Raw genomic sequence first — 24,250 nt, forward strand, 5'->3', positions numbered from 1 at the left:
CAAGCTTTCGCCTCAATGGTGGCGATAGTACTTGTGATGCTTGCGGTGGCCGTAAGCGTGGCCGCGACCCGGGTGACCACGGTCGCGGTAGTAGCGACGGTCATCATGGCGACGGTCGTAACGACGATCATCGTCGTCGCTCTTGTTGCCCATGTAGTTACCCAGCGCGCCGCCCGCGCCGCCACCTGCGGCAGAGCCGATCAGGCTGCCGGTGGTGCCGCCAAGACTGCGGCCAACCACGTTACCGCCGGCTGCACCCAGTGCACCGCCGATGGCCGCTTCGCCACGGCTGCGCTTGTCTGCGCCGACCGCACTACCACCCGCGCCGCCCAGGGCTGCGCCGATGGTGGAACCTGTATTGCCGCCTAACGATTGACCGACGACCGAGCCAAGAACCCCGCCCAATGCGCCGCCCACACCTGCTTCGGTGGTGCCTCCGGCAGAAGCGAAGCCACTGACCAGGCCAAGGGACAACAAGAGAATCGAGGAGAACTTCATAGAGGATGAGCCTCAAAGGGATGACGGCGCCGATCCTGAGGCTCTGCATTGGGCGTGACAATCAAAATCCGACGAATAACACGACATGTATACAATATTGCAAGTTACTGTTTTTTCACCGGAACTTAACCGATTTTCGCCGGTCTTTAGCTACTTCGGACAGGCCGTTTTTATACAAAAACGGCCTTTTTTGTGGGCGGTCGAAAAATGTTGAGTGGCGAGACATTCGGTGAATCGGCTACCGCCATCGCGAGCAGGCTCAATCCTGCAGTGACCGCGTTTCTACAGACAGGACACGGTCAATTGTAGGAGTGAGCCTGCTCGCGATAGCAATCGTCCAGTCACCGCATCAAGCAGACTTGGCCATGATCAACCCAGTCTCACTCGCCGCTTCCAGCCGGATCGCAATGAACTTCGAGGTCGGCGTATGGCTGCCATCGCCAGTGCTTTCAAGCGGCACCAGCGGATTGACTTCCGGATAGTACGCCGCCGCCTGCCCGGCAGGAATGTCGAACGCCAACAATGTAAACCCTTTCACCCGGCGCTCGCGCCCGTCGTCCCAGATCGACACGATGTCAGCCTTCTGCCCCGGACGGAAGCCCAGACGAATGATGTCGGCCTCGTTGGCGAACAGCACGTCACGTTGGCCCTTCACGCCGCGATAACGGTCATCAAGTCCATAAATCGTCGTGTTGTACTGATCGTGAGAGCGCATCGATTGCAAAATCAGATCCGGCACCTGGCCGGTGGCACGAGTGCGCTCGTGGACCAGATCTTTCGGCAACTGGTTGGCGCGGAAGTTGGCCCGGCCTGACGGCGTGTTCCACTTGCGTGCACCAGCGGAATTGCCCAGATAGAAGCCGCCCGGGTTCTTGATCTTCTCGTTGAAGTCTTTGAAGTTCGGGATGGTGTCGGCGATCAGTTCGCGGATGCGCCCGTAATCGGCCACCAGCCAGTTCCAGTCGACCGGTTGGCTGCCCAGAGTGGCGGCGGCGATGCCGGCGATGATCGACGGCTCCGAGCGCATCTGGTTCGACAGCGGCTGCAATTGGCCGTTGGAAGCGTGGACCATGCTGAACGAGTCCTCCACGGTCACTGCTTGCGCGCCTTCGGTCTGGATGTCGATATCGGTACGGCCCAGGCACGGCAGGATCAGCGCATCCTTGCCGTGAGCGAGGTGGCTGCGGTTGAGTTTGGTGCTGATCTGCACGGTCAGGTCGCAGTTGCGCAGTGCTTCGAAGGTGCGCGAGCTGTCCGGGGTGGCCTGGGCAAAGTTGCCGCCCAACCCAATGAACACCTTGGCGCGACCTTCGGCCATCGCATGAATTGCCTCGACCACGTTGTGGCCGTTATGACGCGGCACCTTGAACTGGAAGCGACGTTCCAGCGAATCGAGGAACGCCACCGGCGGACGCTCGTTGATGCCCATGGTGCGGTCGCCCTGCACGTTGCTGTGACCGCGTACCGGGCACAGACCGGCGCCCGGCTTGCCGATGTTGCCGCGCAACAACATCAGGTTGGCGATCTCCTGAATGGTCGGCACCGAATGGCGGTGCTGGGTGATGCCCATGGCCCAGCACATGATCACGTTCTTGCCTTTGGCGTACATGCGCGCGGCTTGCTCGATCTCGACCAGCGTCAGGCCGGACTGCTCGACGATCTGCTCCCACGAGGTGTCGTCGACAGTGGCGAGATACTCCAGCACGTTGGCGCTGTGGGCATTGAGGAAATCATGGTCGAACACCGCCGGCTCGCCAGCCTTCTGCGCATCGCGCTCCCATTGCAGAAGGAACTTGGCCATGCCGCGCAGCACGGCCATGTCGCCGCCGAGTGCCGGGCGGAAGTAGGCGGTGTTGGTCGGCTTGTCGCCGTTGGTGAGCATTTCGATCGGGTGCTGTGGATGCTGGAAACGCTCCAGGCCCCGCTCCTTCAGCGGGTTGATGCACACCACCTGGGCGCCGCGTTTCACCGCTTCACGCAACGGTTCGAGCATGCGCGGATGGTTGGTGCCGGGGTTCTGGCCCCAGACGAAAATCGCGTCGGCGTGTTCGAAGTCATCGAAGGTCACCGTGCCTTTGCCGACACCGACGCTCTGCGCCAACGCCACGCCGCTGGCCTCGTGGCACATGTTCGAGCAGTCAGGGAAATTGTTGGTGCCGTAAGCCCGTACGAACAACTGATACAGATACGCCGCTTCGTTGCTGGCGCGGCCCGAGGTGTAGAACTCGGCCTGATCCGGGCTCGGCAGATTGCGCAGGTGCTTGCCGATAAGGGCGAAGGCATCTTCCCAACTGATCGGCTTGTAGCGATCGGACTCGGCGTCGTAAACCATCGGCTCGGTCAGACGACCCTGATATTCCAGCCAGTAATCGCTCTGCTCCAGCAGAGAAGTGACGCTGTGCTTGGCGAAGAACTTCGCATCGACGCGACGCTTGGTCGCTTCCCAGTTCACCGCTTTGGCGCCGTTCTCGCAGAACTTGACCATGCCGCTTTCCGGCGAATCACCCCAGGCACAACCCGGGCAGTCAAAGCCGCCGTTCTGGTTGGTCTTGAGCATCATGCGCAGGTTTTTCAAGGCGTTGTCGCTGGTCAACCACGCCTGGGCCACACTGATCAGGGCGCCCCAGCCGCCGGCGGCGCCTTTGTAAGGCTTGTAGCGCGGAACAGGTTTCTGGTCGGCTTGATGATGTTGGCTCACGCTTGATTCTCCATCGCGGGGCTGTACACCCGCGGCGCACTTTTCTGCGGCAGGTGGATGAGATTGAGGTTGTGGCGCCGGGCCCATTGCACGGCCAGGCCGGTGGGTGCCGACAGGCTGACCAGGGTCTGGATGCCGGCACGCAAGACTTTCTGGATCAGTTCGAGGCTGCAACGGCTGGTGACAATCGCCAGCCCACCCTCGGTGGAAATTTTCTGGCGAATCAAACCGCCGATCAGCTTGTCCAGCGCGTTGTGCCGGCCGATGTCTTCGCGGCCGAGCAGCAATTCACCGCTGGCATTCATGAACACCGCCGCATGTACCGCGCCGCAGTGCTGGCCCAGCGGCTGGAACGCGCCGATGCGCTGGCGCAGGCCATCTAGCCACTCGATCGGTGGCAACGCTGCGCCCGGCAACACTTTAAGATCGGGCAACGCCTGTTCCACCGCTTCGACGCCGCAGAGTCCGCAACCACTGGTGCCGGCCAACTGCCGACGCTGCTGCTTGAGATTCCAGAACGCCCGGTTGGCGATGGTCACCTGCGCGTATTGCGCCGAGCCTGCACCCGTCAGTTGCAGATCATAGATATCGCTGGCGTCTTCGATGATGCCGCTGCCGAGGCTGAAACCGACGATGAAATCTTCGAGGTCAGTCGGGGTGACCAGCATCACTGCCTGACTGATGCCGTTGTAGGCGATCGCCAACGCAACTTCCTCGGCCAGCGCGGTGCTGGCCGATGCCTCGAAGGATAAATCGCTGTAGCTGTAGGTCTGGCTGGCGGCAGGCGCGGGCGTTTCGATTGCTGGCGCCGCGCAGGGAGGACGCTTGGCGTTCATGGCATCACCGACGGTTTGATCTAGGTCAAGACTAGGCGCGGCAAGTTGTCGCGTCTAATCGCTATTACCGATCTACCGATAGATGCCGTCGATCAAGCTTCTTTTGGCGATTTTTGATACAGCGCGAAACACGCCTCAGCCAGCGCTGAACGCGGCGCACCACGGCGCATGATCAGGCCCAGCGGAGCGAGGGTGTGGGCATTCTCGATGGGTTGCAGACGCAGATGATCGGCGAGGGTTTCCGCGCCGCCGTCGAGCGGCATGATCGCGCAGCAAAAGCCGCCGTGTACCGCTTGCAGCAATTGATGCACGGCGTCGGTTTGCAGCAGCGGCTGCGGCGTCAGGCCCCGACTGTGGAAGTTGTGGTCGATGGACTGGCGAAAATGCATGCCGCTGGTGAGCATGCACAGCGGCAGCTCGATCAGCGATTCCCAGCTCAGGGGCGCTTCGCCGAAGCTGAACGAGCGCTCGTCGTAGAGCAGGCCCATGCGGGTCTCGTTGAAGGCCAGCGAATCGAAGCGCTCACTGTCCAGACGCTCCAGATAGGAAACGCCGATGTCGATGCGGTTGTTCGCCAAGTGTTCGAGCACCTGCTCGGAGCTTAGCGAGGACAGCTCGAAGCGCAGTTCCGGGTGCGCTGCGTGCAGACGCTGCATCAACGGTAACGGATCGAAACTCGACAGTGGCACCACACCCAGGCGCAGCGTACCGATCAGGTTGCCGCGACAGGCCGCCGCTTCCGCCTGCAAGCCGTCGTAGGCCGCCAGTACCGTACGCGCCCAGGCCAGCACACGCTCGCCCGGCGCGGTGAAGCCTTCGAAGCGCTGGCCGCGGTTGACCAGTGGCAGATCAAGTTCTTCTTCAAGGCTGCGCAAACGCATCGACAGGGTCGGCTGGGTGATGTGGCAGCGCGCGGCGGCCTGGCCGAAATGGCGGGTTTCGTCGAGGGCGATGAGGAATTTCAGCTGCTTGATGTCCATCTTCGCTCCGGGCGGTTGGCGGGGTGTGGCGATTCTACCGCCTGCGGCGCGGCAGCGTCATTGGTCGGACTGGAACCGGGTTTGGCCGGGGTGGTCTAGGCTTGGACGACTGGAACCCAAATCAAGGAGTGTGCGCTATGAGTCTGTTGAGCTTTGTGAAAGAGGCCGGTGAGAAGCTGATTGATCTGTTGACCCCAGGCAATGCCAATGTGAGTGAGCAATTGAAGGAACATATCAGCAAGGTCGGGTTGGGCAATCCCAACGTGCAGGCGACCGTGGATGGCGACAAGGTGACGGTGACCGGTGAAGTGGCGAGCCAGGAAGAAAAGGAAAAGGTTCTGCTTGCGCTAGGCAACATTGCGGGCGTAGGCAGCGTCGATGATCAGATCACCGTGACCGGCCCGGTTGTGGCGGCCGCCGAGCTTGTCGAGGTCAAGGCAGGTGACACGCTTAGTGCGATCTCACTGCGCGTCTATGGCAATGCCAACCAGTACCAGAAAATCTTCGATGCCAACAAACCGATGCTCAAGGATGTGAACAAGATCTATCCGGGACAAAAACTGCGCATTCCAAAATAACGCAGTCATGTAGGAGCTGCCGAAGGCTGCGATCTTTTGACTTTGATTTTTAAAACCAGAATCAAAAGATCCCAGCCTTCGGCAGCTCCTACAGGGATCCTAGTCCGGTAATCAGATCGCGATAATCCCCGACTGCGGCGAACTCCGCCGTGTCCTTCGGCCCTTTGCGGCTGTCGGGTTCTTTCACTGCGAGCAAATGCGCCACGCCAAAATCCCGTGCACTGCGCAGGATCGGCAAGGTGTCGTCGATAAACAGGCTGCGCGCCGGATCAAAACCGATGTCCGCCTGCAAGGCGTCCCAGAACTGTGGGTTCTCTTTGGGAAAACCATAGTCATGCGAGCTGATCAGCCGCTCGAAGTAGCGCGCCAGTTCGATCCGTTCCAGTTTCAACGACAGCGAATCGCGGTGCGCATTGGTGATCATGATCACCCGTTTGCCGGCACGCTTGATCGCGGCGAGAAAGGTGTCGGCATCCGCGCGCAGGGCAATCAAGTGCGCGGTTTCCTGTTTCAGTTCCCGCACCGACAGTTTCAGCTCCGCGCTCCAGAAATCCAGGCAGTACCACTGCAACTGGCCGGCGTGGCGTTCGAACAACGGCTGCAATTCCAGCTCGGCCATCGCCCGGCTGATGCCGTGCAGTTCGGCGTAGCGCTGGGGCAGGTGCTCGAGCCAGAAATGGTTGTCGAAGTGCAGATCCAGCAGCGTACCGTCCATGTCGAGCAGAACGGTATCGATGTCGGACCACGGTAAAGAGGGCATGGCAACGTCTCGAACGGTGAAAGGATATCCGACGCAAACAATCGGGAAAGCCGCGTTATAGTAGCGCGTTCACGCCAAGGAGCTTTGCATGCGCCAGAAACCCACCGTACTTGCCCGCGAGATCGTCGCCACCAGTCGCCTGTTTCGCGTCGAAGAACTCAAGCTGCGATTTTCCAATGGCGTGGAGCGCACCTACGAGCGTCTGGTCGGCAAAGGCGCGGGGTATGGCGCGGTAATGATCGTCGCGATGCTCGACGCCGAACATGCGGTGCTGATCGAAGAGTATTGCGGCGGGACCGAGGAGTACGAACTGTCTCTGCCCAAAGGCCTGATCGAGCCGGGCGAAGATGTGCTGGCGGCGGCCGAGCGGGAGCTCAAGGAAGAGGCCGGTTATGGCGCGCGCCAACTGGAGCATCTGACCGAGCTGTCGCTGTCGCCCGGTTACATGAGTCAAAAGATTCAAGTCGTCCTCGCCACTGATCTTTACGAGGAACGGCTGGAAGGCGATGAGCCTGAGCCGATGCGCGTCGATAAGGTCAATCTGCGCGAACTGTCGGCGCTGGCGCTCAATCCGCAATTTACCGAAGGCCGCGCGTTGGCGGCGCTGTATTTGACCCGTGACCTGCTGACCCAGCGCGGGGTGTTCAGCTATGAGTGAGATCTTAATGAATTTTCCCCATCCGTTAATGGCACCGGTGGTCGAGCTGGCGTTACAGGCCGGCGAGGCGATTCTGCCGTTCTGGCGTGCCGGTGTTGAAGTCACGGCCAAGTCCGATGATTCGCCGGTGACGGCTGCTGACATGGCAGCACATCACCTGATCGTTGCCGGCCTGACGGCGCTTGATCCGAGCATTCCAGTGCTGTCCGAAGAGGACGCCGATATCCCGCAGAATGTGCGCGCCGGCTGGCAGCGCTGGTGGCTGGTGGATCCGCTGGACGGCACCAAGGAGTTCATCAGCGGCAGCGAGGAGTTCACCGTCAACATCGCACTGATCGAAAACGGCCGGGTGGTGTTTGGCGTGGTGACGATGCCGACCAACGGTCGTTTTTACGTCGGCGGCGCCGAACTGGGTGCCTGGCGTGGCGACAAGGGCGCAACGCCGGTGCCGATTCAGGTGCGCGACGTGCCTGCGCCGGGCGAGGCGTTTACTGTGGTCGCCAGCCGCCGTCATTCAAGTCCTGAGCAAGAGCGTCTGCTGGCCGGGTTGAGCGCGAGTCTCGGTGAGCTGCAACTGACCAATATCGGCAGTTCGTTGAAATTTTGCCTGTTGGCCGAAGGTGCGGCCGATTGCTATCCACGCCTGGCGCCCACTTCGCAGTGGGACACGGCGGCAGCTCAGGGGGTGCTGGAAGGGGCGGGTGGCGAGGTGCTGGATCTGCGCGGCGAGGCGTTCAGTTATCCGCCGCGGGAATCGCTGTTGAACGAGTTCTTTCTGGCGCTGCCGGCGAAGGCTGCGTGGCGCGAGAGATTGTTGGAGTTGGCTCGAGGTTAACTGCCGATCCGGAATTCCCCCTCACCCCAGCCCTCCCCCCAGGAGAGGGCTGGGGTGAGGGGTCTGGCGTTATGCATGGACCTGAAGAATCGAGTCGATTGTGGATTCGGCGAAGCAGTTTCAGGTCGCCTTCAATCTGCAGCATCCCCGTATCGGTTCCCTCTCCCTCGGGAGAGGGCTAGGGTGAGGGGGGGCTTTTGATCTTCAGCTGTGCAACACGTACTGCCCGGTAAACCTCACCGCCTCGTCCTCACTTCCCGCATTCAAAATCTGCGTATCCAGCGTCAACCGCGCTCGCCCATAGCGGCGATACATCGCCACAAACCGCTTCCACACCGCTGCATCTGGCGGCGGACAAATGGCCACGGCGTCCCCGGTCACCGGTAGCGGATAACTGATCTGCCCTTCCTGTATGACGATGTGCCCGTCGGTTATCCCTTCTTCTTTCAAACGCAAATGCAACCAGCCCCAACCGGCCAGCACCGCGCCGCAGTAGAGGCTGCCGCCAAACAGGGTGCTCTTGTGATTGACGTTGGGCGCGAGGGGCAGGTGCAGGCTCAATTGCTGCTCTCGCCACTCAAGCACCTTGAGCCCCATCTCGACGGTCAGCGGAATGTCGTGATGCAGCACCGTTTCCAGGTATTCGCTTGCGCTGCTCATTCGCTCTCTTCCCCGTGGCTGCTGTCGCCGAAATTCAGGCCGTGTTTGCGCAACTTGTCGTGCAGAGTCTTGCGCGGAATGCCCAAGGCTTCGGCGAGGCTGCGTACCGAACTGTGCGAGCGCGCCAGTTCGGCGGCGATCAACGACTTCTCGAAGTTTTCCACTTGCTCGCTGAGGCCGCCGTTGACCACTTCCACAGGCGCGGCGCCGCTGCCGTCAGCGCTGCTATCCAATGCCAGCTCCAGGCCCAGCGCAAAACGCTCGGCGGCATTTTGCAATTCGCGTACGTTGCCCGGCCAGGTGTGGCGCAGCAGCAATGCGCGTTGCGCCGGTTGCAGTTCGTGGGGCGGCAAACCGTGGCGAGCGCTGGCTTCGTCGGCGTAATGCTGGAACAGCACCAATGCGTCTTCACCACGTTCGCGCAGGGGCGGGATACGCAGCGGTGCGACGTTGAGGCGGTAATACAAGTCGGCGCGGAAGCGGCCTTGGTCCGCCGCCTGGCGCAGGTCTTCCTTGGTCGCGGCGATGACCCGGATGTCCAGCGGGATCAACTGATTGCCGCCCAGGCGTTCGACGACCCGCTCTTGCAGCATGCGCAGCAATTTCACTTGCACGTCCATGCTCATACTCTCGATTTCGTCGAGGAACAGCGTGCCGCCGTTGGCGAATTCGAATTTGCCGATGCGGCGCTTCTGCGCGCCGGTGAAGGCGCCGGGCTCGTGGCCGAACAACTCGCTTTCCACCACCGATTCGGCGAGTGCGCCGGCGTTGATCGCCACGAACGGACCGTTGCGCCGGCTCGACAAATCGTGCAGCGCGCGGGCGACCACCTCTTTGCCGGCACCGGTCTCGCCGAGGATCAGCACATCGGCCTTGGTCGCCGCCAGCGCACCGATCTGCTCACGCAGGCGCAACATTGGCGTCGAGTGCCCCACCAGCCGCGCGCTCAGTTCGTTGCGGTCGCTCAAGGCCAGACGCAGGCTGCGGTTGTCCAGCACCAGACGCCGTAACGAGAGGGCGCGACGCACGCTGTCGAGCAGGGCATCGCTGGCAAAGGGTTTTTCCAGAAAGTCGTAAGCGCCGGCGCGCATCGCCTGCACCGCCAGCGGTACGTCGCCATGGCCGGTGATCAGCAGCACCGGCAATTCGGGATCCTGTGCATGCAATTCATTGAGCAGTTCGAGGCCGTCCATACCCGGCATGCGAATGTCGCTGACCACCACACCCGGCCAGTCACGCTCAAGCTGTGCGGCCAGGCCTTTGGCTTCGGACAGTGGCAGGATTTTCAGACCGGCCAGGTCCAGGGTCTGGCCGAGGGCCTGGCGCAGGTGCGGATCGTCGTCGATCAACACTACCTGGATGCGATTGTCGATGGTCATGCACTTCGATCCTCGGACGGTTGCAGGCTGACTCCGGGCGCACCGGCGCGCAGGCGCAGGGTGATCAGGGCGCCGCCTTGCTTGTGGTTGGCGAACGACAGCTCACCACCGAAGGCGCGCATCAGCGTTTCGCAAATGGCCAGCCCCAGACCCAGGCCTTGCGTGCGGGTCTTGGTGGTGTAGAAGGGCTCGCTGGCGCGGCCAAGGGCTTCCATGCAGAACCCGGGGCCGTTGTCGCGAATGTACAGATTGACGCCTTCGGCGGTGGCTTCGGCGCTCAGCCACAATTTGCGCGGCGGGCCTTTTTCGGTCAGCGCATCAAGCGCGTTGGCCAGCAGATTGCCGAGCACTTGGCGCAATCGGGTTTCGCCGGCCTCGACCCACAGCGTGGCGGCAGGCAGGTCGCGGATCAGCTCGACTTCCATACTGCGCCGACGTTTGGCCAGCAATGCCAGCGCATCGTCCAGCGCCGGTTGCAGCGCGACACTTTCCGGTGCGTGGCGATCGCGGCGGGCGAAGGCGCGCAGGTGGGCGATGATCGAGGCCATACGCCCGGTCAGTTCGCTGATCAGTTTGAGGTTGCCGCGCGCGTCGTCGGTGCGTTGATGGTCGAGCAGCACCTCGGCGTTCTCTGCATAACTGCGAATCGCCGCCAGTGGCTGATTGAGTTCGTGGCTGATGCTCGCCGACATGGTGCCCAGCGCCGACAGCTTGCCGGCCTGAACCAGATCGTCCTGGGCGCGCACCAGCTCCTGCTGCGCGTGCTCACGCTCGAGCACTTCCTGCTTCAGGCGTCGGTTGAGGCCTTCCAGATCGCTGGTCCGTTCGGCGACCCGGCCTTCCAGCTCGCGGCGGGCCTTGGCTTCGAAAGCGATGCGCTCCAGATAATGCCGACGCCGCTGCATCATCAAACCCACCAGCAGCATGACCACCAACAGCGTGGCGCCGCCGATCGCGACTACGGTGCGCACCGGGCGATCGATCAATGTGCGCGGGGCGAGAATGCTCACGCTCCAGCCGGTTTCGGCAATGTCGTGGGTCTGCGTCAGCCACGCGTCAGGGCTGAGGTTCAGCGGTCTGGGTTCGCGGGTCGGGTAGGGCTGGATCGCGGTGATCGCGGCGCGCTCGGAATCACTCAGTTCCCGGGTTGATCGGAAACGCCACTCCGGACGCGAGGTAAGAATGACCACGCCGTTGTGGTCGGTCACCAGCAATTGCTCAGGGGTTTTGCCCCACAGGCTTTCGGTGTGGTCGAGGTCGACCTTGATCACCAGCACGCCGATGATTTTCTCGCCGTTGCGCACGGCAGCGGCGAAGAAATAACCGCGTTTGGCCGAGGTGGTGCCGAGGCCGAAGAAGCGTCCGAGGCGTCCGGCCATGGCTTCGCTGAAATACGGGCGAAAGGCGAAGTTGCGGCCGACGAAGCTGTCACGTTTGTCCCAGTTCGACGCCGCCAGTGTCTGGCCGGACGTGTCCATCAGGTACATGACTTCGGCGCCGGTCTGCGCGGCGATGTTTTTCAGCAAACGATTGGCATTGCCTTGGGTCACGCCGTCGTCCGGCGCACCGAGTACCGCGCGCAGGGCCGGCAGGTCGCCGAGAATCTGCGGCAGCACTTCATAGCGATGCAGGGTGCCGAGCAGGTTGGCGACGTAGAGGTCGAGGGTCTGGCGATTCTGCCCGGCGAGTTCGCTGCGGTAATAGCGTTCGGCAAGGTGTTCCAGCGGCCACAGCAGCGGCGCCAGGCACAGGGCCAACAGCGCGAGGCTGCGCCAGCGGGGTCTGCGGGGGAGTGTTGGTTTCATGAGCCGGATACGCCTGTAGAGACAGGCGCATTATGCCTCTGCTCTGTACGAAAACTGCCTGCGCGTCGATCATGCTGCGTTAAAAACAGGCTCGGAATGCTCATTTAGGGGGCCTGGACTCCGCTTCCTCGCCTGTTTTTTGCCTGGCCTGATCACCGCTCGGCGAGTTTTCGTCCAGACCTGGCCTCAGGCGAAGACGTCAGCGTCCTTGAAAAGTGCGGCCGCCTGATCCTTGGTCGACAGTTTCGGCGCTGCGTCCAGTTGCCAGTCGATGCCCAGATCCGGGTCATCCCAGCGGATCGCGCGTTCGGCTGAGGGTGAGTAGTAATCAGTGGTCTTGTAAAGAAATTCGGCGTAATCGCTCAGCACCACAAAGCCATGGGCAAAACCCTCCGGTATCCACATCTGCCGGTGGTTGTCGGCAGACAGACGCACGGCCACCCATTTGCCGAAATCGGGCGAGCTGCGGCGGATGTCCACGGCAACATCGAGCACTTCACCGGCGGTCACCCGAACCAGTTTGCCCTGGGTTTGCTGCAGTTGGTAATGCAGGCCACGCAGTACGCCTTTTTGTGACCGCGAATGGTTGTCCTGCACAAACTGAACATCGAGGCCGGTTGCTTCCAGAAACGCCTTGGCGTTGAAACTCTCGTAGAAAAAACCGCGCTCGTCACCAAACACCTTCGGTTCGATGATCAGAACACCGGGCAGGTCGGTGGTGATTACATTCATGAGTATTTCCATAGATTCAAGGCGAACGGGCGACATTCTTGCGCAAAGCGCTGCGAGGCGCGAGTGCCGACTGCGTGGAGGCGTCAATCCACCTCGCCAAAATACCAGCGTTCCTCCTGGTAATACTGGCCATCCCAGCCTTCAACCTCGTAGCGCAAGCCTCGCTCTCCCATGCCCTGTGGCAAAACCAGCCCCCATTCCAGAGACAGGCTTCTGCCGGTTTCCACATATTCGCTGTCGGAGGCAGGTATATGACCGCGGTGATATTCCAGATCCGCATAGATACAGATTTCGCTGGAAAACATACCGGGAACACAAATGGCTGCGACCACCCTGCAGTCAAGCGCATGCTCCGGTCGGGCCAGGCGTAGATGCTGCGCCGCGTCGATCAGGTGCTGGGCGCATTGCCTTTTCAGGTCGGGTGTCGCCTGTTTTCCTTCGACCATCGACATGTGGATTGGAATTTTCCAGTTCCAGTACTTGTCCTCGAGCGTGAGATCCGCTGGAAAGTATCCCTCGAAATCAGCGGCCCAGGCCGCCAGAGCTCGTAAGCGGCGCGGAATGTTGCGGACTTTTTTATTCGAAAGGGCGAGGCGACGATGGGACATGACTTGGTCTTGCATCCGTGCTGTGAAATTCAGGGCGCAGGTTGCACAGAGCTGCGCGGAAACACAATCTGAAAGTCATGTAGGAAAATTTGACTGGAAGGCTTTCGCGACGGCAGGGCGGCCTTCTTCTGGTCGGTCTTCGTTATAAAGGGTTGCGTATCGCCGGGAGCAATGGCGATATAAGCGCCTAATAAAATGTCAGGGGTCGTTTCATGCCGCTCGCCACGTTGATTCATCGCGCCAGTTTGCCCGGTCCGCAGGTTTCAGAAGCGCAGGCGCTGCAATGGCTGGCCGAATATTACGGGCTTGGCGGCACCTTGCAGGCGCTGGGCAGCCAGCAGGATCTGAATTATCGCGTCGACAGTGCGCGTGGGCGCTTCGTGTTGAAAGTCTGTCGGGGTGACTACGCGCTTTCGGAGCTGCAGGCCCAGCACGCCGGGCTCAAGTATCTGGCCGAGCACTCGGCGATCAAGGTACCACGCGTGATCGCTGCCAATAACGGCGAAGACCTGTTGTCGCTGCACGCCAATGGCGAAGCGGTACATGTGCGGTTGCTGGAGTACATCGACGGGCAGCCGTTGACCGATTTCGATCATCTTGGTCAGGACGTGGTCGCCGGTTTTGGCCGACTCTGTGGAGAGATGGATCTGGCGCTGGCAGGCTTCGATCACCCCGGCCTCGAGCGCACCTTGCAGTGGGACGCGCGCCATGCCAACGCGTTGATCAATCACCTGTTGCCGGTGATCAGCGACGAGCAGCAGCGCGCGGCGATAGGCGCTGCCGCCGAGCGGGCCGAGCGCCATTTGCGGCCGCTGCTGGACAAGTTGCCGGTGCAGGCGATTCACATGGATATCACCGATGACAATGTCGTCTGGCAGCGCGATGTTCAGCGCCATTGGCAGTTGCAAGGGGTGATCGATTTCGGTGATCTGGTGCGTACGTGGCGTATCACCGATCTCTCGGTGACGTGTGCGGCTTTGCTGCATCACGCCGATGGCGATCCGTTTGTCATCCTGCCGGCGGTCAAGGCGTATCACGCGGTCAATCCGTTGCACTACGAAGAGCTGCAAGCGCTGTGGCCGTTGATCGTCGCGCGAGCGGCGGTGCTGGTGCTCAGTAGCGAGCAGCAGGTGAGCGTCGATCCGGGCAATACCTACAGCCGCGACAACCTCAGTCATGAGTGGGAGATCTTCCGCGTCGCGACCTCGGTGCCACTGGCGCTGATGGAGGCGGCGATTCTGACGGCCGTGGGCCAGTCCCTGCCCGGTGTCGAAAACATTCAATTTGCACCACTGCTGCCCGGCCTGGTCGGGCGCGAATTTGCCCTGATCGACTTGGGTGTGCTGAGCCCGCACTTCGAGGCCGGCAATTGGGAGCAGCAGGGCATTGATCAGCGTTTGCTGAAAGAGGCCGCAACGGTGCACGGGCTGGCGGCCACGCGTTATGGCCAGTACCGCTTGTCACGCACGCGGCCGGACAGCGCGACTGAACCGGATACGTTCCCGCTGCATGTCGAATTGCATGTGCCGTCTGGAACCGACGTGCAAGCACCGTTCGCGGGTGTTCTGAGTCAAACGGCGGACGGTGCGCTGCGGCTTGACGGGCCGCAGTTCAGTGTTCGGCTATGGGGCGTGACGCCATTCCCTGACCCTGGCGCAGCGCTGGACCAAGGCCAACGAATCGGTAAGGTCAGCGGGCCTTTGCTCGTGCAATTGTGCCGAGCAGCAGAGCTCGACGCGCCGCTGTTCTGCACGCCGTCCCGGGCACTGGCCTGGCAGGCGTTGTGCCCGTCACCGGCGACGTTGCTTGGCCTCGCCTGCGACGCCGAGCCAGAGCTGGACGCGCAAACCCTGCTCGCGCGTCGCGATGCCAGTTTCGCCCGTACGCAAAAACACTATTACGTCGACCCGCCACGCATCGAGCGCGGCTGGCGCAATCACCTGATCGACATGCACGGCCGAACGTATCTGGACATGCTCAACAACGTTGCAGTCCTGGGCCACGGCCACCCGCGCATGGTGGCGGTCGCGGCGCGGCAATGGTCGTTGCTCAATACCAACTCGCGGTTCAACTATGCGGCAGTCGCCGAGTTTTCCGAACGCTTGCTCAAGCTCGCACCGAAGGGCATGGACCGGGTGTTCCTGGTCAACAGCGGCAGCGAGGCCAATGACCTGGCGATTCGCCTGGCCTGGGCCTACAGCGGCGGGCGCGACATGATCAGCGTCCTCGAGGCCTATCACGGCTGGACGGTCGGCGCCGATGCGGTTTCAACGTCGATTGCCGACAACCCGAAAGCTCTGGAAAGCCGCCCGGACTGGGTGCACCCAGTGACGGCGCCGAACACCTATCGCGGCGAATTCCGTGGCCCCGATTCGGCGCCGGATTACGTGCGCAGCGTCGAACATCATCTGCGAAAACTTGCCGAGCAGAAGCGGCAACTGGCCGGTTTCATTTGCGAGCCGGTGTACGGCAATGCCGGCGGTATTTCGTTGCCGGCGGGTTATCTGCAAAAGGTCTATGCGCTGGTGCGTGCACAGGGCGGGGTGTGCATCGCTGACGAGGTGCAGGTCGGTTATGGGCGCATGGGCAAATTCTTTTGGGGCTTCGAAGATCAGGCCGTGGTGCCGGACATCATCACCATGGCCAAAGGCATGGGCAACGGTCAGCCTCTTGGCGCGGTGATCACTCGTCGAGAGATAGCCGAGGCGCTGGAGGCCGAGGGCTACTTCTTCTCCTCGGCGGGCGGCAGTCCGGTCAGTTGTCAGATCGGCATGGCAGTGCTGGACGTTATGGCAGAAGAAAAGCTCTGGGAAAACGCCCAAGTCGTCGGCGGCCACTTCAAGGCGCGACTGGAAGCGTTGATCGATAAACATCCGCTGGTTGGCGCGGTACACGGCTCAGGGTTCTATCTGGGACTCGAGCTGATCCGCAATCGGCAGACGCTGGAGCCGGCGACTGCAGAGACTGCGTTGCTGTGTGATCGCCTGCGTGAACTGGGGATTTTCATGCAGCCGACCGGCGATGACTTGAACATCCTCAAGATCAAACCACCCATGGTGACGTCGCGCCAGAGCGTGGATTTCTTTGTCGATATGCTGGATCGGGTGCTTACCGAAGGCTTGTAAGCAAGGCACATCCCATGTGGGAGCGAGCCTGCTCGCGAAAGCTGTGTATCAGTCGCCAAATGCGGTGACAGACGCACCGCATTCGCGAGCAGGCTCGCTCCCACATTTGTATTCGGTCTAAAGTTCGATTTGTATCGACTTAATAAGCGTTTAAATAGCGTATTTTCTGATTTATAGGTTTTAAAGCCGATATTTATCGGTTATAAAGTCGCCATTGCCCCGGCCTTGGCGATCTCTTGTCCGGTGCGCGCGTTTCTTTTCGGTCGAATTCGTCGACCGTCAAAGCACTAGCCCGGAGATGATTCATGAGCCGTATCGTTACCGTCGCCGCCACGCAGATGGCCTGTTCGTGGGATCTTGAAGCCAACCTCGAAACTGCTGAAAGGCTGGTGCGTGAAGCCGCCGCCAAAGGTGCGCAGATCATCCTGATTCAAGAGCTGTTCGAGGCACCGTACTTTTGCCAGAAGCCGAATCCGGGTTACCTGCAACTGGCAACGACCGTTGAAGAAAACGTCGCCATCAGGCATTTCCAGAAAATCGCCCAAGAACTTCGAGTGGTGTTGCCGATCAGCTTCTACGAGCTGGCCGGACGGGCGCGCTTCAATAGCATCGCGATCATCGACGCTGATGGCAGCAACCTCGGGATTTATCGTAAAAGCCACATCCCGGACGGCCCGGGCTATCACGAGAAGTATTACTTCAACCCGGGCGACACCGGTTTCAAAGTGTGGAACACGCGTTACGCGAAAATCGGCGTAGGCATCTGCTGGGATCAGTGGTTTCCGGAAGCGGCCCGCAGCATGGCCCTGCAAGGCGCGGAAATCCTGTTCTATCCGACCGCCATTGGCAGCGAGCCACACGACAACAGCATTTCTTCGCGCGATCACTGGCAACGTGTGCAGCAGGGCCATGCCGGCGCCAACCTGATGCCGCTGATCGCCAGCAACCGCATCGGCAACGAAGAACAGGACGGCTATGACATTACTTTCTATGGCTCTTCGTTCATCGCCAACCAGTTCGGTGAAAAAGTGCAGGAGCTGAATAAAACCGAAGAAGGTATTCTTGTGCACACGTTCAACCTCGACGAGCTGGAGCATATTCGCAGCGCGTGGGGTTCATTCCGCGACCGCCGGCCGAATCTGTACGGCGCGTTGAAAACCCTCGACGGTTCCCTGGAGTCCTGATGACCACATTGAAAAGTACCCCACGCGCCGACGGCTTCTACATGCCCGCCGAGTGGGCGCCACAAACCCAGACCTGGATGATCTGGCCCGAGCGCCCGGACAACTGGCGTCTGGGTGGCAAACCGGCGCAGGCCGCGCACGTCGCGGTAGCCAAAGCCATCGCCCGTTTCGAGCCAGTGACCGTTGCCGTCTCCGCCGGCCAGTACGAAAACGCCCGCGCGCGTCTCGATGTGCCGAATATCCGCGTGGTGGAAATGTCCAGCGACGACGCCTGGGTTCGCGACAGCGGCCCGACCTTCGTCATCAACAACCGTGGCGAAGTGCGCGGTGTGAACTGGGATTTCAACGCCTGGGGTGGTTTCGACGGCGGTCTGTATGCGCCGTGGAATCGTGACTCGCAGGTCGGCGGCAAAATCCTCGAGATCGAGCGCAGCCCGCGCTACCGCACTGAAGGTTTCGTGCTCGAAGGCGGTTCGATTCATGTCGACGGCGAAGGCACTTTGATCACCACCGAAGAATGCCTGCTCAACCGCAATCGCAACCCGCACCTGAGCCGTGAAGAAATCGAAGCGGTGCTCAGTGACAACCTGTCCGTGGACAAGATCATCTGGCTGCCGGATGGTCTGTTCAACGACGAAACCGACGGCCACGTGGATAACTTCTGCTGCTACGTGCGCCCGGGTGAAGTATTGCTGGCGTGGACCGACGATCCGCAGGATCCGAACTATCCACGCTGCCAAGCCGCAATGCGCGTGCTGCAAGACAGCACCGACGCCAAGGGCCGCCCGTTGACGGTGCACAAAATGCCGATTCCGGGGCCGTTGTATGCGACCGAGGAAGAGTGCGCCGGGGTCGATCCGGTGGACGGCTCGCAGGAGCGTAATCCGTCCGTGCGCCTGGCCGGTTCCTACGTGAATTTCCTGATCGTCAACGGCGGCATCATTGCGCCGAGCTTCGATGACCCGATGGACGCGCCAGCCAAGGAAATCCTGCACAAGCTGTTCCCGCAGCACGAAGTGGTGATGGTGCCGGGCCGCGAACTGTTACTGGGTGGCGGCAATATTCACTGCCTTACCCAGCAACAGCCGGCGCCGCACAAAGAGTGAGTTGAGTCGTAACAGCTTGAGCTGGTTAACAAATCAGCCTGGCAATGATTAGCTCGCTACGCATGAAAGCAAGCCCGCAGCCCGTCAGGACCGCGGGCTTGTTTGTATCCGCCGGTCGCTGTTCGGCGCGCTTTGGCATAGCTCTTGTATTGCTTCTGTTGCACTAGGGAGGGCGGGGAACTTCAACAGTTCTGTCACAAACCTTGGATAACTTAGCCGCTCATGAACGGGGGAGAGCGCTGAAATGAACGCCGAAGTGAACGTAGTCAGCGAGCGGACTGTGCATCCCATGGCCGTCAATGGCGAATCGCTCCAGCTTGTCGCGCACTGGTTGAAGTCCAATGGAACGCGTCAGATCAGAGAACCTGATCCGCGCCGGATGATGATCGAGCGCTACCCCGCTGGGCTGTTAAGCGAGGCCGAACTGGAAGCGTTGTGGGATGTGATGGAAGGATAGGAGTAACAGGGATTGATCAAAGCGCTGCCGGGATGGCGGCGCTTTTTTTTGCCTGAATTTTATCTACAGGTATTCAAAGGTGGGAGCGAGCCTGCTCGCGAAGGCGTCCGCCCTGCCAATGACTCGTTGACTGATTCATCGCTTTTCGCGAGCAGGCTCGCTCCCACAAATCAAAACTCCCTGCTTAATCTGGTTTTCCTGCAATCGCCCAGCTAAGAATTTACGTTTCTTAGACGTTTTTCGCCTATTTAAAGACGATTCTTGAAATTGACACACTGTTAAGGGCGCGGCTACGATTCCGCCCAACGCCTGTGGCTAACCGCCATGACTCAAAATAAGGAGCAGGCCCGCCATGACGTATCCGTCGGCGGGTCTTTTTGTTTCGGGGTGAATACAAGAGTGCAAAAGCGCCGTTTCAGCCGTTCGACACAGCGCGTTTCAACCCGTAATAAGGAAAACAAAATGTTGAACAAGCGAATCAGTCTGATCGCACTGGGGATGTTGAGTGCTACACAGGCCATGGCTAACGACCAGGCCGAATCCAAGGGTTTCGTTGAAGACAGCAGCCTCAAAGTGCTGCTGCGCAACGCCTACATCAATCGTGATTACAAAGACGGTCGCCCGGACAAAGCCGAGTGGGGCCAGGCGGCGATCGGGACGTTCTCGTCCGGCTTCACCCAAGGCACCGTGGGTGTCGGTGTTGACGCCTTTGGTCTGTACGCATTGCGTCTGGACGGTGGCAAGGGACGCACCGGCGCCCAAGGCATCGACTTCTTCAAGCAGGAAAATGACGGTCGCGCCAACCACGACATCGCCAAGGGCGGCGCAGCGGTCAAATTCCGCTTCTCCAACACCGTGCTGACCTACGGCGACCAGATGCCGGCCCTGCCGGTGCTGAGTTACGACAACGTGCGTCTGTTGCCGGAAAGCTACACCGGTACTTTGATCACTTCCCGTGAGATCAAAGGTCTGGAGTTGAATGCCGGTCGTTTTACCGCTGAATCGCGCAAGAGCGATGAAGGCCGTGACAGCGGCGGTCTGAAGTCGATCAATGTATTGGGCGGCAGCTATCAGTTCACCGAACGCTTCAAAGGCGCGCTCTATGCGTCGGACGTTGAAGACGTCTTGAAGAAACAGTACGTGAACGCCAACTACGTGATTCCGTTCAACAAGGACCAGTCGCTGACCCTGGACTTCAACGGCTATCGCACCAAACTGGACAACTCCTATGTCCGCGAAAACGGTGTAACCGGCGACGACAACAAGATCTGGAGCCTGGCGGCGACCTTCGCCACCGGCCCGCACTCGTTCACCGTGGCGCACCAGCGTTCCACCGGCGACAGCAACCTGGGTTACGCCTACGGCGGTTATCAGAAAGATCAGGGGCGTGTCGGTGACGGTGGCAATACCATCTACCTGGCCAACTCCTACTGGTCGGACTTCAACGCCGAAGATGAACGCAGCTGGCAGCTGGGCTACGGCCTGGACTTCGGTGTATTCGGCGTTCCGGGTCTGAGCTACAACTTCGCTTACGTGCGTGGCGACAACATCACCACCTCCACCAGCGAAGGCGGCACCGAGCGCGAGATCTTCAACCAGTTCAAGTACGTCGTGCAAAGTGGTCCGGCCAAAGACCTGAGCGTGAAGCTGCGCAGCTCGATTCTGCGTGTCTCGCAGAAATCCAGCGAGTACAACGTCAGCGGTAACGAAGTGCGAGTATTCGTGGACTATCCGATCAATATCTTCTGATGATCGAAATGCTGTAAGAAAAATGAGAAAACCCCGATTCGTTCGGGGTTTTTTTTCGACGGTTTTTCAGCCGAAACCGGAAATAACCAGTGTTTTTGTCATGTAAAAGTTGTTTTCGATGCGCCGCAGGTTTCGTTTCAAACAACACTTCAAATGCCTGAAATTCTTTCTCATGGACGCAAATTCTCCACCTAATAGATTAGGGCGTTCAACGCAGCGGAGAATCTGGTAATGATCGTTTTGAACAGAGAAGTGGGCGAATCGCTACGGCGCGACAAATTTGTCAACGTCCAGGGTGGTGACTTCAATCTCTACGGTCATTTTGCCGACTTCGTCAGACTGACCAAGAGTTGGGAAAACATGGAGCCTGACAGCTATTACGGTCAGGCCGAAGCCGGCATGCGCTACCGTCGTTACAGCGACTTTGAATACAACCCGAAAACCCGCGAACTCAAACAACTCGAGCATCGCGCCTATGTGCAATCGAAAGCGAACAACGCCTATGTCGGCGGCGTGGTACGGCACTTTCAGGACTTTTCCGAAGAAGTGATCTCTTCACCGGTGATGCGCAGCCTGATCGACACCGATTTCGAAGTGTACAAGAGCGTTCTGCCGGAAGAGTTGCACGATGAAATCTGGCAATGCCAGATCCATCAGATTCGCATCGAGATCAAACCCGGCAAACAGCTGGAAATCACTCCCGAAGGCATTCACTGCGATGGCTATCCGTTCAGCGGCGTGCACTTCTGGGGACGCAATAACGTCGAGGGTGCGGAGAGTCGTCTGTACGACATCCACAAGCATCAATTGGCGGCGACCACCTACGAGGAAATTCTCGACACCACCTACTTCCTCGATCGCGACATGCGTCACTACGTGACCCCGGCGCGCAACACTCACACGCATGCCATGGCATACCGGCAGATTCTGGCAATTTCCTTCTCGCGGCCCGGGACCGCTTTCGACATTGTTCGCTAATCAGATCACCCCAATCGACGGCGTCGAATGCTCGACGCCAGTGGTCCTGCGCCGGGCTACGGCCAAGGATGCGCAACGCATGGAACGCTTCTTCCGCCAGTTCGACGAAGTGTCGTTCTGCGAATGGCAGGACGCCAAATGCCTGCGCGGCGTGTTGATCCAGAAAACCACCACGGCGTACCTGGCGTTCGATGTCGACGGCGAGATCGTCGGCGCGGTGCTGGGCGGCATGCTCGGCAGCCGCGGCACGATCAATCATCTGGCCGTCAGCCCGCGCTACCGCAGCCAGGGCGTGGGTCAGCGCCTGGTCGAAGCCGCGTCATCCGACATGAAGAGGGTCGGGGTTCTGCGGATGTTTCTGTTCGTCGACGATGCTAACCTCGCGGGCAAGCGATTCTGGACCGCCCAGGGTTTTTGCGAACCTCACGGCGAACGGACATTTGAGAGGGATCTATGAATGACAGGTCCGGCAGCGCACCGTTGATGGCGACTCATCAGCCGTCGCGCACGTTTGCCGAAGCCAGCCCGGTGGTCGCCGGGTATTTCACCGTGTCGTTTGTCTTCGGGCTGATGGCGGTCAACGCTGGTTTGCCGATGTGGCTGCCGGTGGCGATGTGCTTGTTCGTGTATGCCGGCGCATCGCAATTCGCCGCGCTGGCGCTGATCTCCAGCGGCGCATCGCTGACCACCATCGTACTGACCACGTTCCTGATCAATGCGCGGCACATGCTGATGTCGGTGTACATGGCCAAGGCCCTGCGCGCCCTTGGCTTGAGCCGCATGGAACGTTGGGCTTACGCCGGTGGCCTGACCGACGAATCCTTCGCCTTCCACAGCGTCAAGCTCGGCACTGGCGCGCCGGTCAATGTGCGTTATCTGATCGGTTTCAACCTGTTCTGCCACACGTCGTGGGTGCTCGGCGGTTTGCTCGGTGCGGTCTGCGCGCAGTACGCGGCGCACTTGATCAAATATCAGCTCGATTACGCACTGACGGCGATGATGCTCTACGTGCTGGTTTCGCTGTGCAACACGCGCAGAAAACTGATCGCCGCCGCTGCCGCCGTGGTCTGCATGGGAGCACTGAGCCTGATCGGCAGTTCGCCCTTCAACGTATTTATCGCCACGTTTGTGGGCTGCGGAGTGGGTGTATGCCTGACCAAACGTTCCTGATTCTGGTGGTGGCATTGATGATGGCCGTGACCTTTCTGCCACGTGCCTTGCCGCTGCAGATCAACACCGAACACTGGCCGCCGTTCGTGGCGCGGGCGCTGGAATATTTGCCGGTGGCGATCGTCGCTGCGATCAGCCTCACGCCCCTGTTGATCAAGGACCGGCAGATACAGCTCGATCGCCCGGAATTCTATGCCGCGATTCCGACGTTGCTATGTGCGTATTTCAGCAAAAACCTCTTTCTCAGTGTGGCGGTGGGGACGGCTGCGTACATTGCGCTCGGCTCGTTCATGTAGCGGCATATCGACGACATCGTTCAACGCCTGGTGCGACAACTCCGGATTGTTCACCGCCAGGCGCACTTCGAGAAAATCCTCGAAACCGGGGAAGATCGTCAGGCCGTTCTTCTGCGCCGCTTCACGCGAGACCATACCGACCGCATCCATCTGTGTGATGAGCGACAGCGTCAAGGTTTCGCTGCATGAATAGACCATGCGCTGACCGTTCTCGTGATTACCCAGGCCGGCGTCGAGAAAACGCAAAAAGCTGTGGGAATACGGACAGTCTTCAGCAGGACGCACCTGGAACTTGTTGCCCAGCAAGGTCAAAGGATCGTTTTCCTGACCGCAATGCGCACCGACCACCTGCACCTGCACATCCGGCAGCACGATGCTCGGCAAGCCGGGACGCTGCGGGCCGATCAGCACGGCGAGGTCGAAATCTTCGTTCTTCAGCTTGCTGAGATTTTCCATCGACTCGGCGTAGCTGAATTCCATCTGATAATCGGGAAATACCTCGATCAACCGTCCGATCATGCGCCGGTTGAAGTCAGGCGACAGCGTGTTGTTCAACGCCACCTTCAACGTCCGCTGCCCCGGCACCTTCAGCGCCTCGACCTTTTCCTCCATCTGCCGCGTGGCGATCAACACTTTGTCGATGTAGGGCGTCAGCTCCGTGCCTTGCGGCGTCAGCGTCAGCCCCTTGTTTGAACGGCGAAACAAGCGGAAACCGAACTGCTCTTCGACCTTGTTCAACTGCGCGGCCAACGCCTGCACAGTCAGGCACGAATGCTCGGCTGCAGCCGACAACGAGCCGGTCTGCACGATGCGCATGAGGTTGTGTAAGGTTCTGCTATCCATGGGTAATGCCCTCTGAAGTGGGCTGGGTATTGTTGTTTACGAAACGACCGAACCGGCGCCATATGCCGGCTATATTCCTGCACCTGAGCATAGTTGTCGCGGATTTAGTAGCGAATTGATTCCCCCGCCGATGGCTGGAGGCTGACAGAGGATCGGGGTTTTTGGTGGCTTGGGGGTGATGGAGGTCAAAAAAAGTGCTGGGTTTTGGTGCGTGGGGGCGGTTTTTCCGATGAGAAACGGCTTACATCCTCCGAGGTTTTTGCCAGCGTCACGCGCAGAACGATCTCAGGCAGAGTAGCGATTTAGCTGATAGCG

General features: G+C 60.1%; 23 protein-coding genes. 12 read left to right on the top strand and 11 right to left on the bottom strand.

Annotated elements, in window-relative coordinates; translation table 11 throughout:
* Window positions 1–12 precede the first annotated feature (12 nt).
* From LIS66_RS01310 to LIS66_RS01325, 4 genes are all read right to left on the bottom strand, one after another.
* Complete coding sequence (locus LIS66_RS01310; RefSeq protein ID WP_039756448.1) at window positions 13–498, bottom strand: glycine zipper domain-containing protein; 486 nt, start codon at window positions 496–498, stop codon at window positions 13–15.
* A gap of 349 nt (window positions 499–847) precedes the next feature.
* Window positions 848–3,196 carry an FdhF/YdeP family oxidoreductase gene (locus LIS66_RS01315; protein ID WP_042608592.1) on the bottom strand — a complete coding sequence of 783 codons (2,349 nt, stop codon included), beginning with the start codon at window positions 3,194–3,196 and terminating at the stop codon, window positions 848–850.
* The gene (gene fdhD / locus LIS66_RS01320) at window positions 3,193–4,032 is read right to left on the bottom strand and encodes a formate dehydrogenase accessory sulfurtransferase FdhD (protein ID WP_227973451.1); all 840 of its coding nucleotides are present in this window, start codon (window positions 4,030–4,032) and stop codon (window positions 3,193–3,195) included. The genes LIS66_RS01315 and fdhD overlap by 4 nt, the downstream gene beginning before the upstream one ends.
* A 92-nt stretch (window positions 4,033–4,124) precedes the next feature.
* Complete coding sequence (locus LIS66_RS01325; RefSeq protein ID WP_042608594.1) at window positions 4,125–5,012, bottom strand: LysR family transcriptional regulator; 888 nt, start codon at window positions 5,010–5,012, stop codon at window positions 4,125–4,127.
* A 137-nt stretch (window positions 5,013–5,149) separates the two neighbouring features.
* Here LIS66_RS01325 and lysM point away from each other — a divergent pair, with 137 nt between their 5' ends.
* Window positions 5,150–5,590, top strand: a complete 441-nt coding sequence (lysM, locus tag LIS66_RS01330) for a peptidoglycan-binding protein LysM (protein ID WP_227974483.1) — start codon at window positions 5,150–5,152, stop codon at window positions 5,588–5,590.
* An 88-nt stretch (window positions 5,591–5,678) separates the two neighbouring features.
* Here the strand turns inward: lysM and yrfG are convergent, their stop codons facing one another.
* The gene (gene yrfG, locus LIS66_RS01335; RefSeq protein WP_227973452.1) at window positions 5,679–6,350 is read right to left on the bottom strand and encodes a GMP/IMP nucleotidase; all 672 of its coding nucleotides are present in this window, start codon (window positions 6,348–6,350) and stop codon (window positions 5,679–5,681) included.
* Window positions 6,351–6,438: 88 nt separating this feature from the next.
* Between yrfG and nudE the strand changes: the two genes are divergently transcribed.
* Both nudE and cysQ read left to right on the top strand, forming a co-directional pair.
* Entirely contained in the window at window positions 6,439–7,008 is a 570-nt protein-coding gene (gene nudE, locus LIS66_RS01340) for an ADP compounds hydrolase NudE (protein WP_042608597.1), read from the top strand.
* 7 nt (window positions 7,009–7,015) lie between these two features.
* Window positions 7,016–7,843, top strand: a complete 828-nt coding sequence (gene cysQ / locus LIS66_RS01345; protein WP_227974484.1) for a 3'(2'),5'-bisphosphate nucleotidase CysQ — start codon at window positions 7,016–7,018, stop codon at window positions 7,841–7,843.
* Between the two features lie 204 nt (window positions 7,844–8,047).
* On the opposite strand, the gene LIS66_RS01350 is transcribed toward cysQ, so the two are convergent.
* From LIS66_RS01350 to LIS66_RS01370, 5 genes are all read right to left on the bottom strand, one after another.
* On the bottom strand, window positions 8,048–8,503 hold the full coding sequence (locus tag LIS66_RS01350) for a YiiD C-terminal domain-containing protein (protein WP_227973453.1): 456 nt from the start codon (window positions 8,501–8,503) through the stop codon (window positions 8,048–8,050).
* Entirely contained in the window at window positions 8,500–9,882 is a 1,383-nt protein-coding gene (locus tag LIS66_RS01355) for a sigma-54-dependent transcriptional regulator (RefSeq protein WP_042608600.1), read from the bottom strand. Before LIS66_RS01355 ends, LIS66_RS01350 begins: the two co-directional genes overlap by 4 nt.
* Window positions 9,879–11,687 carry a sensor histidine kinase gene (locus tag LIS66_RS01360; protein WP_042608601.1) on the bottom strand — a complete coding sequence of 603 codons (1,809 nt, stop codon included), beginning with the start codon at window positions 11,685–11,687 and terminating at the stop codon, window positions 9,879–9,881. Before LIS66_RS01360 ends, LIS66_RS01355 begins: the two co-directional genes overlap by 4 nt.
* A 186-nt stretch (window positions 11,688–11,873) precedes the next feature.
* Window positions 11,874–12,419, bottom strand: a complete 546-nt coding sequence (gene rfbC / locus LIS66_RS01365) for a dTDP-4-dehydrorhamnose 3,5-epimerase (protein WP_042608602.1) — start codon at window positions 12,417–12,419, stop codon at window positions 11,874–11,876.
* 83 nt (window positions 12,420–12,502) lie between these two features.
* On the bottom strand, window positions 12,503–13,027 hold the full coding sequence (locus LIS66_RS01370; RefSeq protein WP_227973454.1) for a DUF3916 domain-containing protein: 525 nt from the start codon (window positions 13,025–13,027) through the stop codon (window positions 12,503–12,505).
* A 212-nt stretch (window positions 13,028–13,239) separates the two neighbouring features.
* On the opposite strand from LIS66_RS01370, the gene LIS66_RS01375 reads away from it, so the two are divergent.
* From LIS66_RS01375 to LIS66_RS01415, 9 genes are all read left to right on the top strand, one after another.
* Window positions 13,240–16,152: an aminotransferase gene (locus tag LIS66_RS01375; RefSeq protein WP_227973455.1), complete on the top strand. Its 2,913-nt coding sequence runs from the start codon at window positions 13,240–13,242 to the stop codon at window positions 16,150–16,152.
* 305 nt (window positions 16,153–16,457) lie between these two features.
* Window positions 16,458–17,336 carry an N-carbamoylputrescine amidase gene (aguB, locus tag LIS66_RS01380; RefSeq protein ID WP_227973456.1) on the top strand — a complete coding sequence of 293 codons (879 nt, stop codon included), beginning with the start codon at window positions 16,458–16,460 and terminating at the stop codon, window positions 17,334–17,336.
* Complete coding sequence (gene aguA, locus LIS66_RS01385) at window positions 17,336–18,442, top strand: agmatine deiminase (RefSeq protein WP_227973457.1); 1,107 nt, start codon at window positions 17,336–17,338, stop codon at window positions 18,440–18,442. Before aguB ends, aguA begins: the two co-directional genes overlap by 1 nt.
* A gap of 244 nt (window positions 18,443–18,686) precedes the next feature.
* The gene (locus LIS66_RS01390; protein WP_042608606.1) at window positions 18,687–18,899 is read left to right on the top strand and encodes a hypothetical protein; all 213 of its coding nucleotides are present in this window, start codon (window positions 18,687–18,689) and stop codon (window positions 18,897–18,899) included.
* Between the two features lie 462 nt (window positions 18,900–19,361).
* On the top strand, window positions 19,362–20,648 hold the full coding sequence (locus tag LIS66_RS01395) for an OprD family porin (RefSeq protein WP_065615377.1): 1,287 nt from the start codon (window positions 19,362–19,364) through the stop codon (window positions 20,646–20,648).
* A 231-nt stretch (window positions 20,649–20,879) separates the two neighbouring features.
* Window positions 20,880–21,626 (top strand): 2OG-Fe dioxygenase family protein, encoded by a 747-nt coding sequence (locus LIS66_RS01400; RefSeq protein WP_064363380.1) that lies wholly within the window; start codon window positions 20,880–20,882, stop codon window positions 21,624–21,626.
* A gap of 79 nt (window positions 21,627–21,705) precedes the next feature.
* Window positions 21,706–22,083, top strand: coding sequence for a GNAT family N-acetyltransferase (locus tag LIS66_RS01405; RefSeq protein WP_042608609.1), 378 nt, complete (start codon window positions 21,706–21,708; stop codon window positions 22,081–22,083).
* The gene (locus LIS66_RS01410; RefSeq protein WP_227973458.1) at window positions 22,080–22,796 is read left to right on the top strand and encodes an AzlC family ABC transporter permease; all 717 of its coding nucleotides are present in this window, start codon (window positions 22,080–22,082) and stop codon (window positions 22,794–22,796) included. Before LIS66_RS01405 ends, LIS66_RS01410 begins: the two co-directional genes overlap by 4 nt.
* Window positions 22,775–23,092: an AzlD domain-containing protein gene (locus LIS66_RS01415; RefSeq protein WP_042608611.1), complete on the top strand. Its 318-nt coding sequence runs from the start codon at window positions 22,775–22,777 to the stop codon at window positions 23,090–23,092. Before LIS66_RS01410 ends, LIS66_RS01415 begins: the two co-directional genes overlap by 22 nt.
* Here the strand turns inward: LIS66_RS01415 and LIS66_RS01420 are convergent.
* Entirely contained in the window at window positions 23,009–23,935 is a 927-nt protein-coding gene (locus LIS66_RS01420; RefSeq protein WP_227973459.1) for a LysR family transcriptional regulator, read from the bottom strand. The two genes, LIS66_RS01415 and LIS66_RS01420, sit on opposite strands and share 84 nt — an antisense overlap.
* Between the last annotated feature and the right edge of the window lie 315 nt (window positions 23,936–24,250).

The organism is Pseudomonas sp. HN2 (assembly GCF_020736465.1).
Classification (GTDB): domain Bacteria; phylum Pseudomonadota; class Gammaproteobacteria; order Pseudomonadales; family Pseudomonadaceae; genus Aquipseudomonas; species Aquipseudomonas moraviensis_A.

Excerpts from the sequence above, each read along its gene's own strand:
- LIS66_RS01390 (WP_042608606.1), top strand. The coding sequence starts at position 18,687 with ATGAACGCCGAAGTGAACGTAGTCAGCGAGCGGACTGTGCATCCCATG.
- LIS66_RS01360 (WP_042608601.1), bottom strand. The coding sequence starts at position 11,687 with ATGAAACCAACACTCCCCCGCAGACCCCGCTGGCGCAGCCTCGCGCTG.
- LIS66_RS01405 (WP_042608609.1), top strand. The coding sequence starts at position 21,706 with ATGGAACGCTTCTTCCGCCAGTTCGACGAAGTGTCGTTCTGCGAATGG.
- aguA (WP_227973457.1), top strand. The coding sequence starts at position 17,336 with ATGACCACATTGAAAAGTACCCCACGCGCCGACGGCTTCTACATGCCC.
- LIS66_RS01400 (WP_064363380.1), top strand. The coding sequence starts at position 20,880 with ATGATCGTTTTGAACAGAGAAGTGGGCGAATCGCTACGGCGCGACAAA.
- LIS66_RS01355 (WP_042608600.1), bottom strand. The coding sequence starts at position 9,882 with ATGACCATCGACAATCGCATCCAGGTAGTGTTGATCGACGACGATCCG.
- LIS66_RS01395 (WP_065615377.1), top strand. The coding sequence starts at position 19,362 with ATGTTGAACAAGCGAATCAGTCTGATCGCACTGGGGATGTTGAGTGCT.
- rfbC (WP_042608602.1), bottom strand. The coding sequence starts at position 12,419 with ATGAATGTAATCACCACCGACCTGCCCGGTGTTCTGATCATCGAACCG.
- fdhD (WP_227973451.1), bottom strand. The coding sequence starts at position 4,032 with ATGAACGCCAAGCGTCCTCCCTGCGCGGCGCCAGCAATCGAAACGCCC.
- LIS66_RS01420 (WP_227973459.1), bottom strand. The coding sequence starts at position 23,935 with ATGGATAGCAGAACCTTACACAACCTCATGCGCATCGTGCAGACCGGC.
- LIS66_RS01410 (WP_227973458.1), top strand. The coding sequence starts at position 22,080 with ATGAATGACAGGTCCGGCAGCGCACCGTTGATGGCGACTCATCAGCCG.
- yrfG (WP_227973452.1), bottom strand. The coding sequence starts at position 6,350 with ATGCCCTCTTTACCGTGGTCCGACATCGATACCGTTCTGCTCGACATG.
- LIS66_RS01310 (WP_039756448.1), bottom strand. The coding sequence starts at position 498 with ATGAAGTTCTCCTCGATTCTCTTGTTGTCCCTTGGCCTGGTCAGTGGC.
- LIS66_RS01325 (WP_042608594.1), bottom strand. The coding sequence starts at position 5,012 with ATGGACATCAAGCAGCTGAAATTCCTCATCGCCCTCGACGAAACCCGC.
- LIS66_RS01350 (WP_227973453.1), bottom strand. The coding sequence starts at position 8,503 with ATGAGCAGCGCAAGCGAATACCTGGAAACGGTGCTGCATCACGACATT.
- aguB (WP_227973456.1), top strand. The coding sequence starts at position 16,458 with ATGAGCCGTATCGTTACCGTCGCCGCCACGCAGATGGCCTGTTCGTGG.
- nudE (WP_042608597.1), top strand. The coding sequence starts at position 6,439 with ATGCGCCAGAAACCCACCGTACTTGCCCGCGAGATCGTCGCCACCAGT.
- LIS66_RS01370 (WP_227973454.1), bottom strand. The coding sequence starts at position 13,027 with ATGTCCCATCGTCGCCTCGCCCTTTCGAATAAAAAAGTCCGCAACATT.
- LIS66_RS01415 (WP_042608611.1), top strand. The coding sequence starts at position 22,775 with ATGCCTGACCAAACGTTCCTGATTCTGGTGGTGGCATTGATGATGGCC.
- cysQ (WP_227974484.1), top strand. The coding sequence starts at position 7,016 with ATGAATTTTCCCCATCCGTTAATGGCACCGGTGGTCGAGCTGGCGTTA.
- LIS66_RS01375 (WP_227973455.1), top strand. The coding sequence starts at position 13,240 with ATGCCGCTCGCCACGTTGATTCATCGCGCCAGTTTGCCCGGTCCGCAG.
- lysM (WP_227974483.1), top strand. The coding sequence starts at position 5,150 with ATGAGTCTGTTGAGCTTTGTGAAAGAGGCCGGTGAGAAGCTGATTGAT.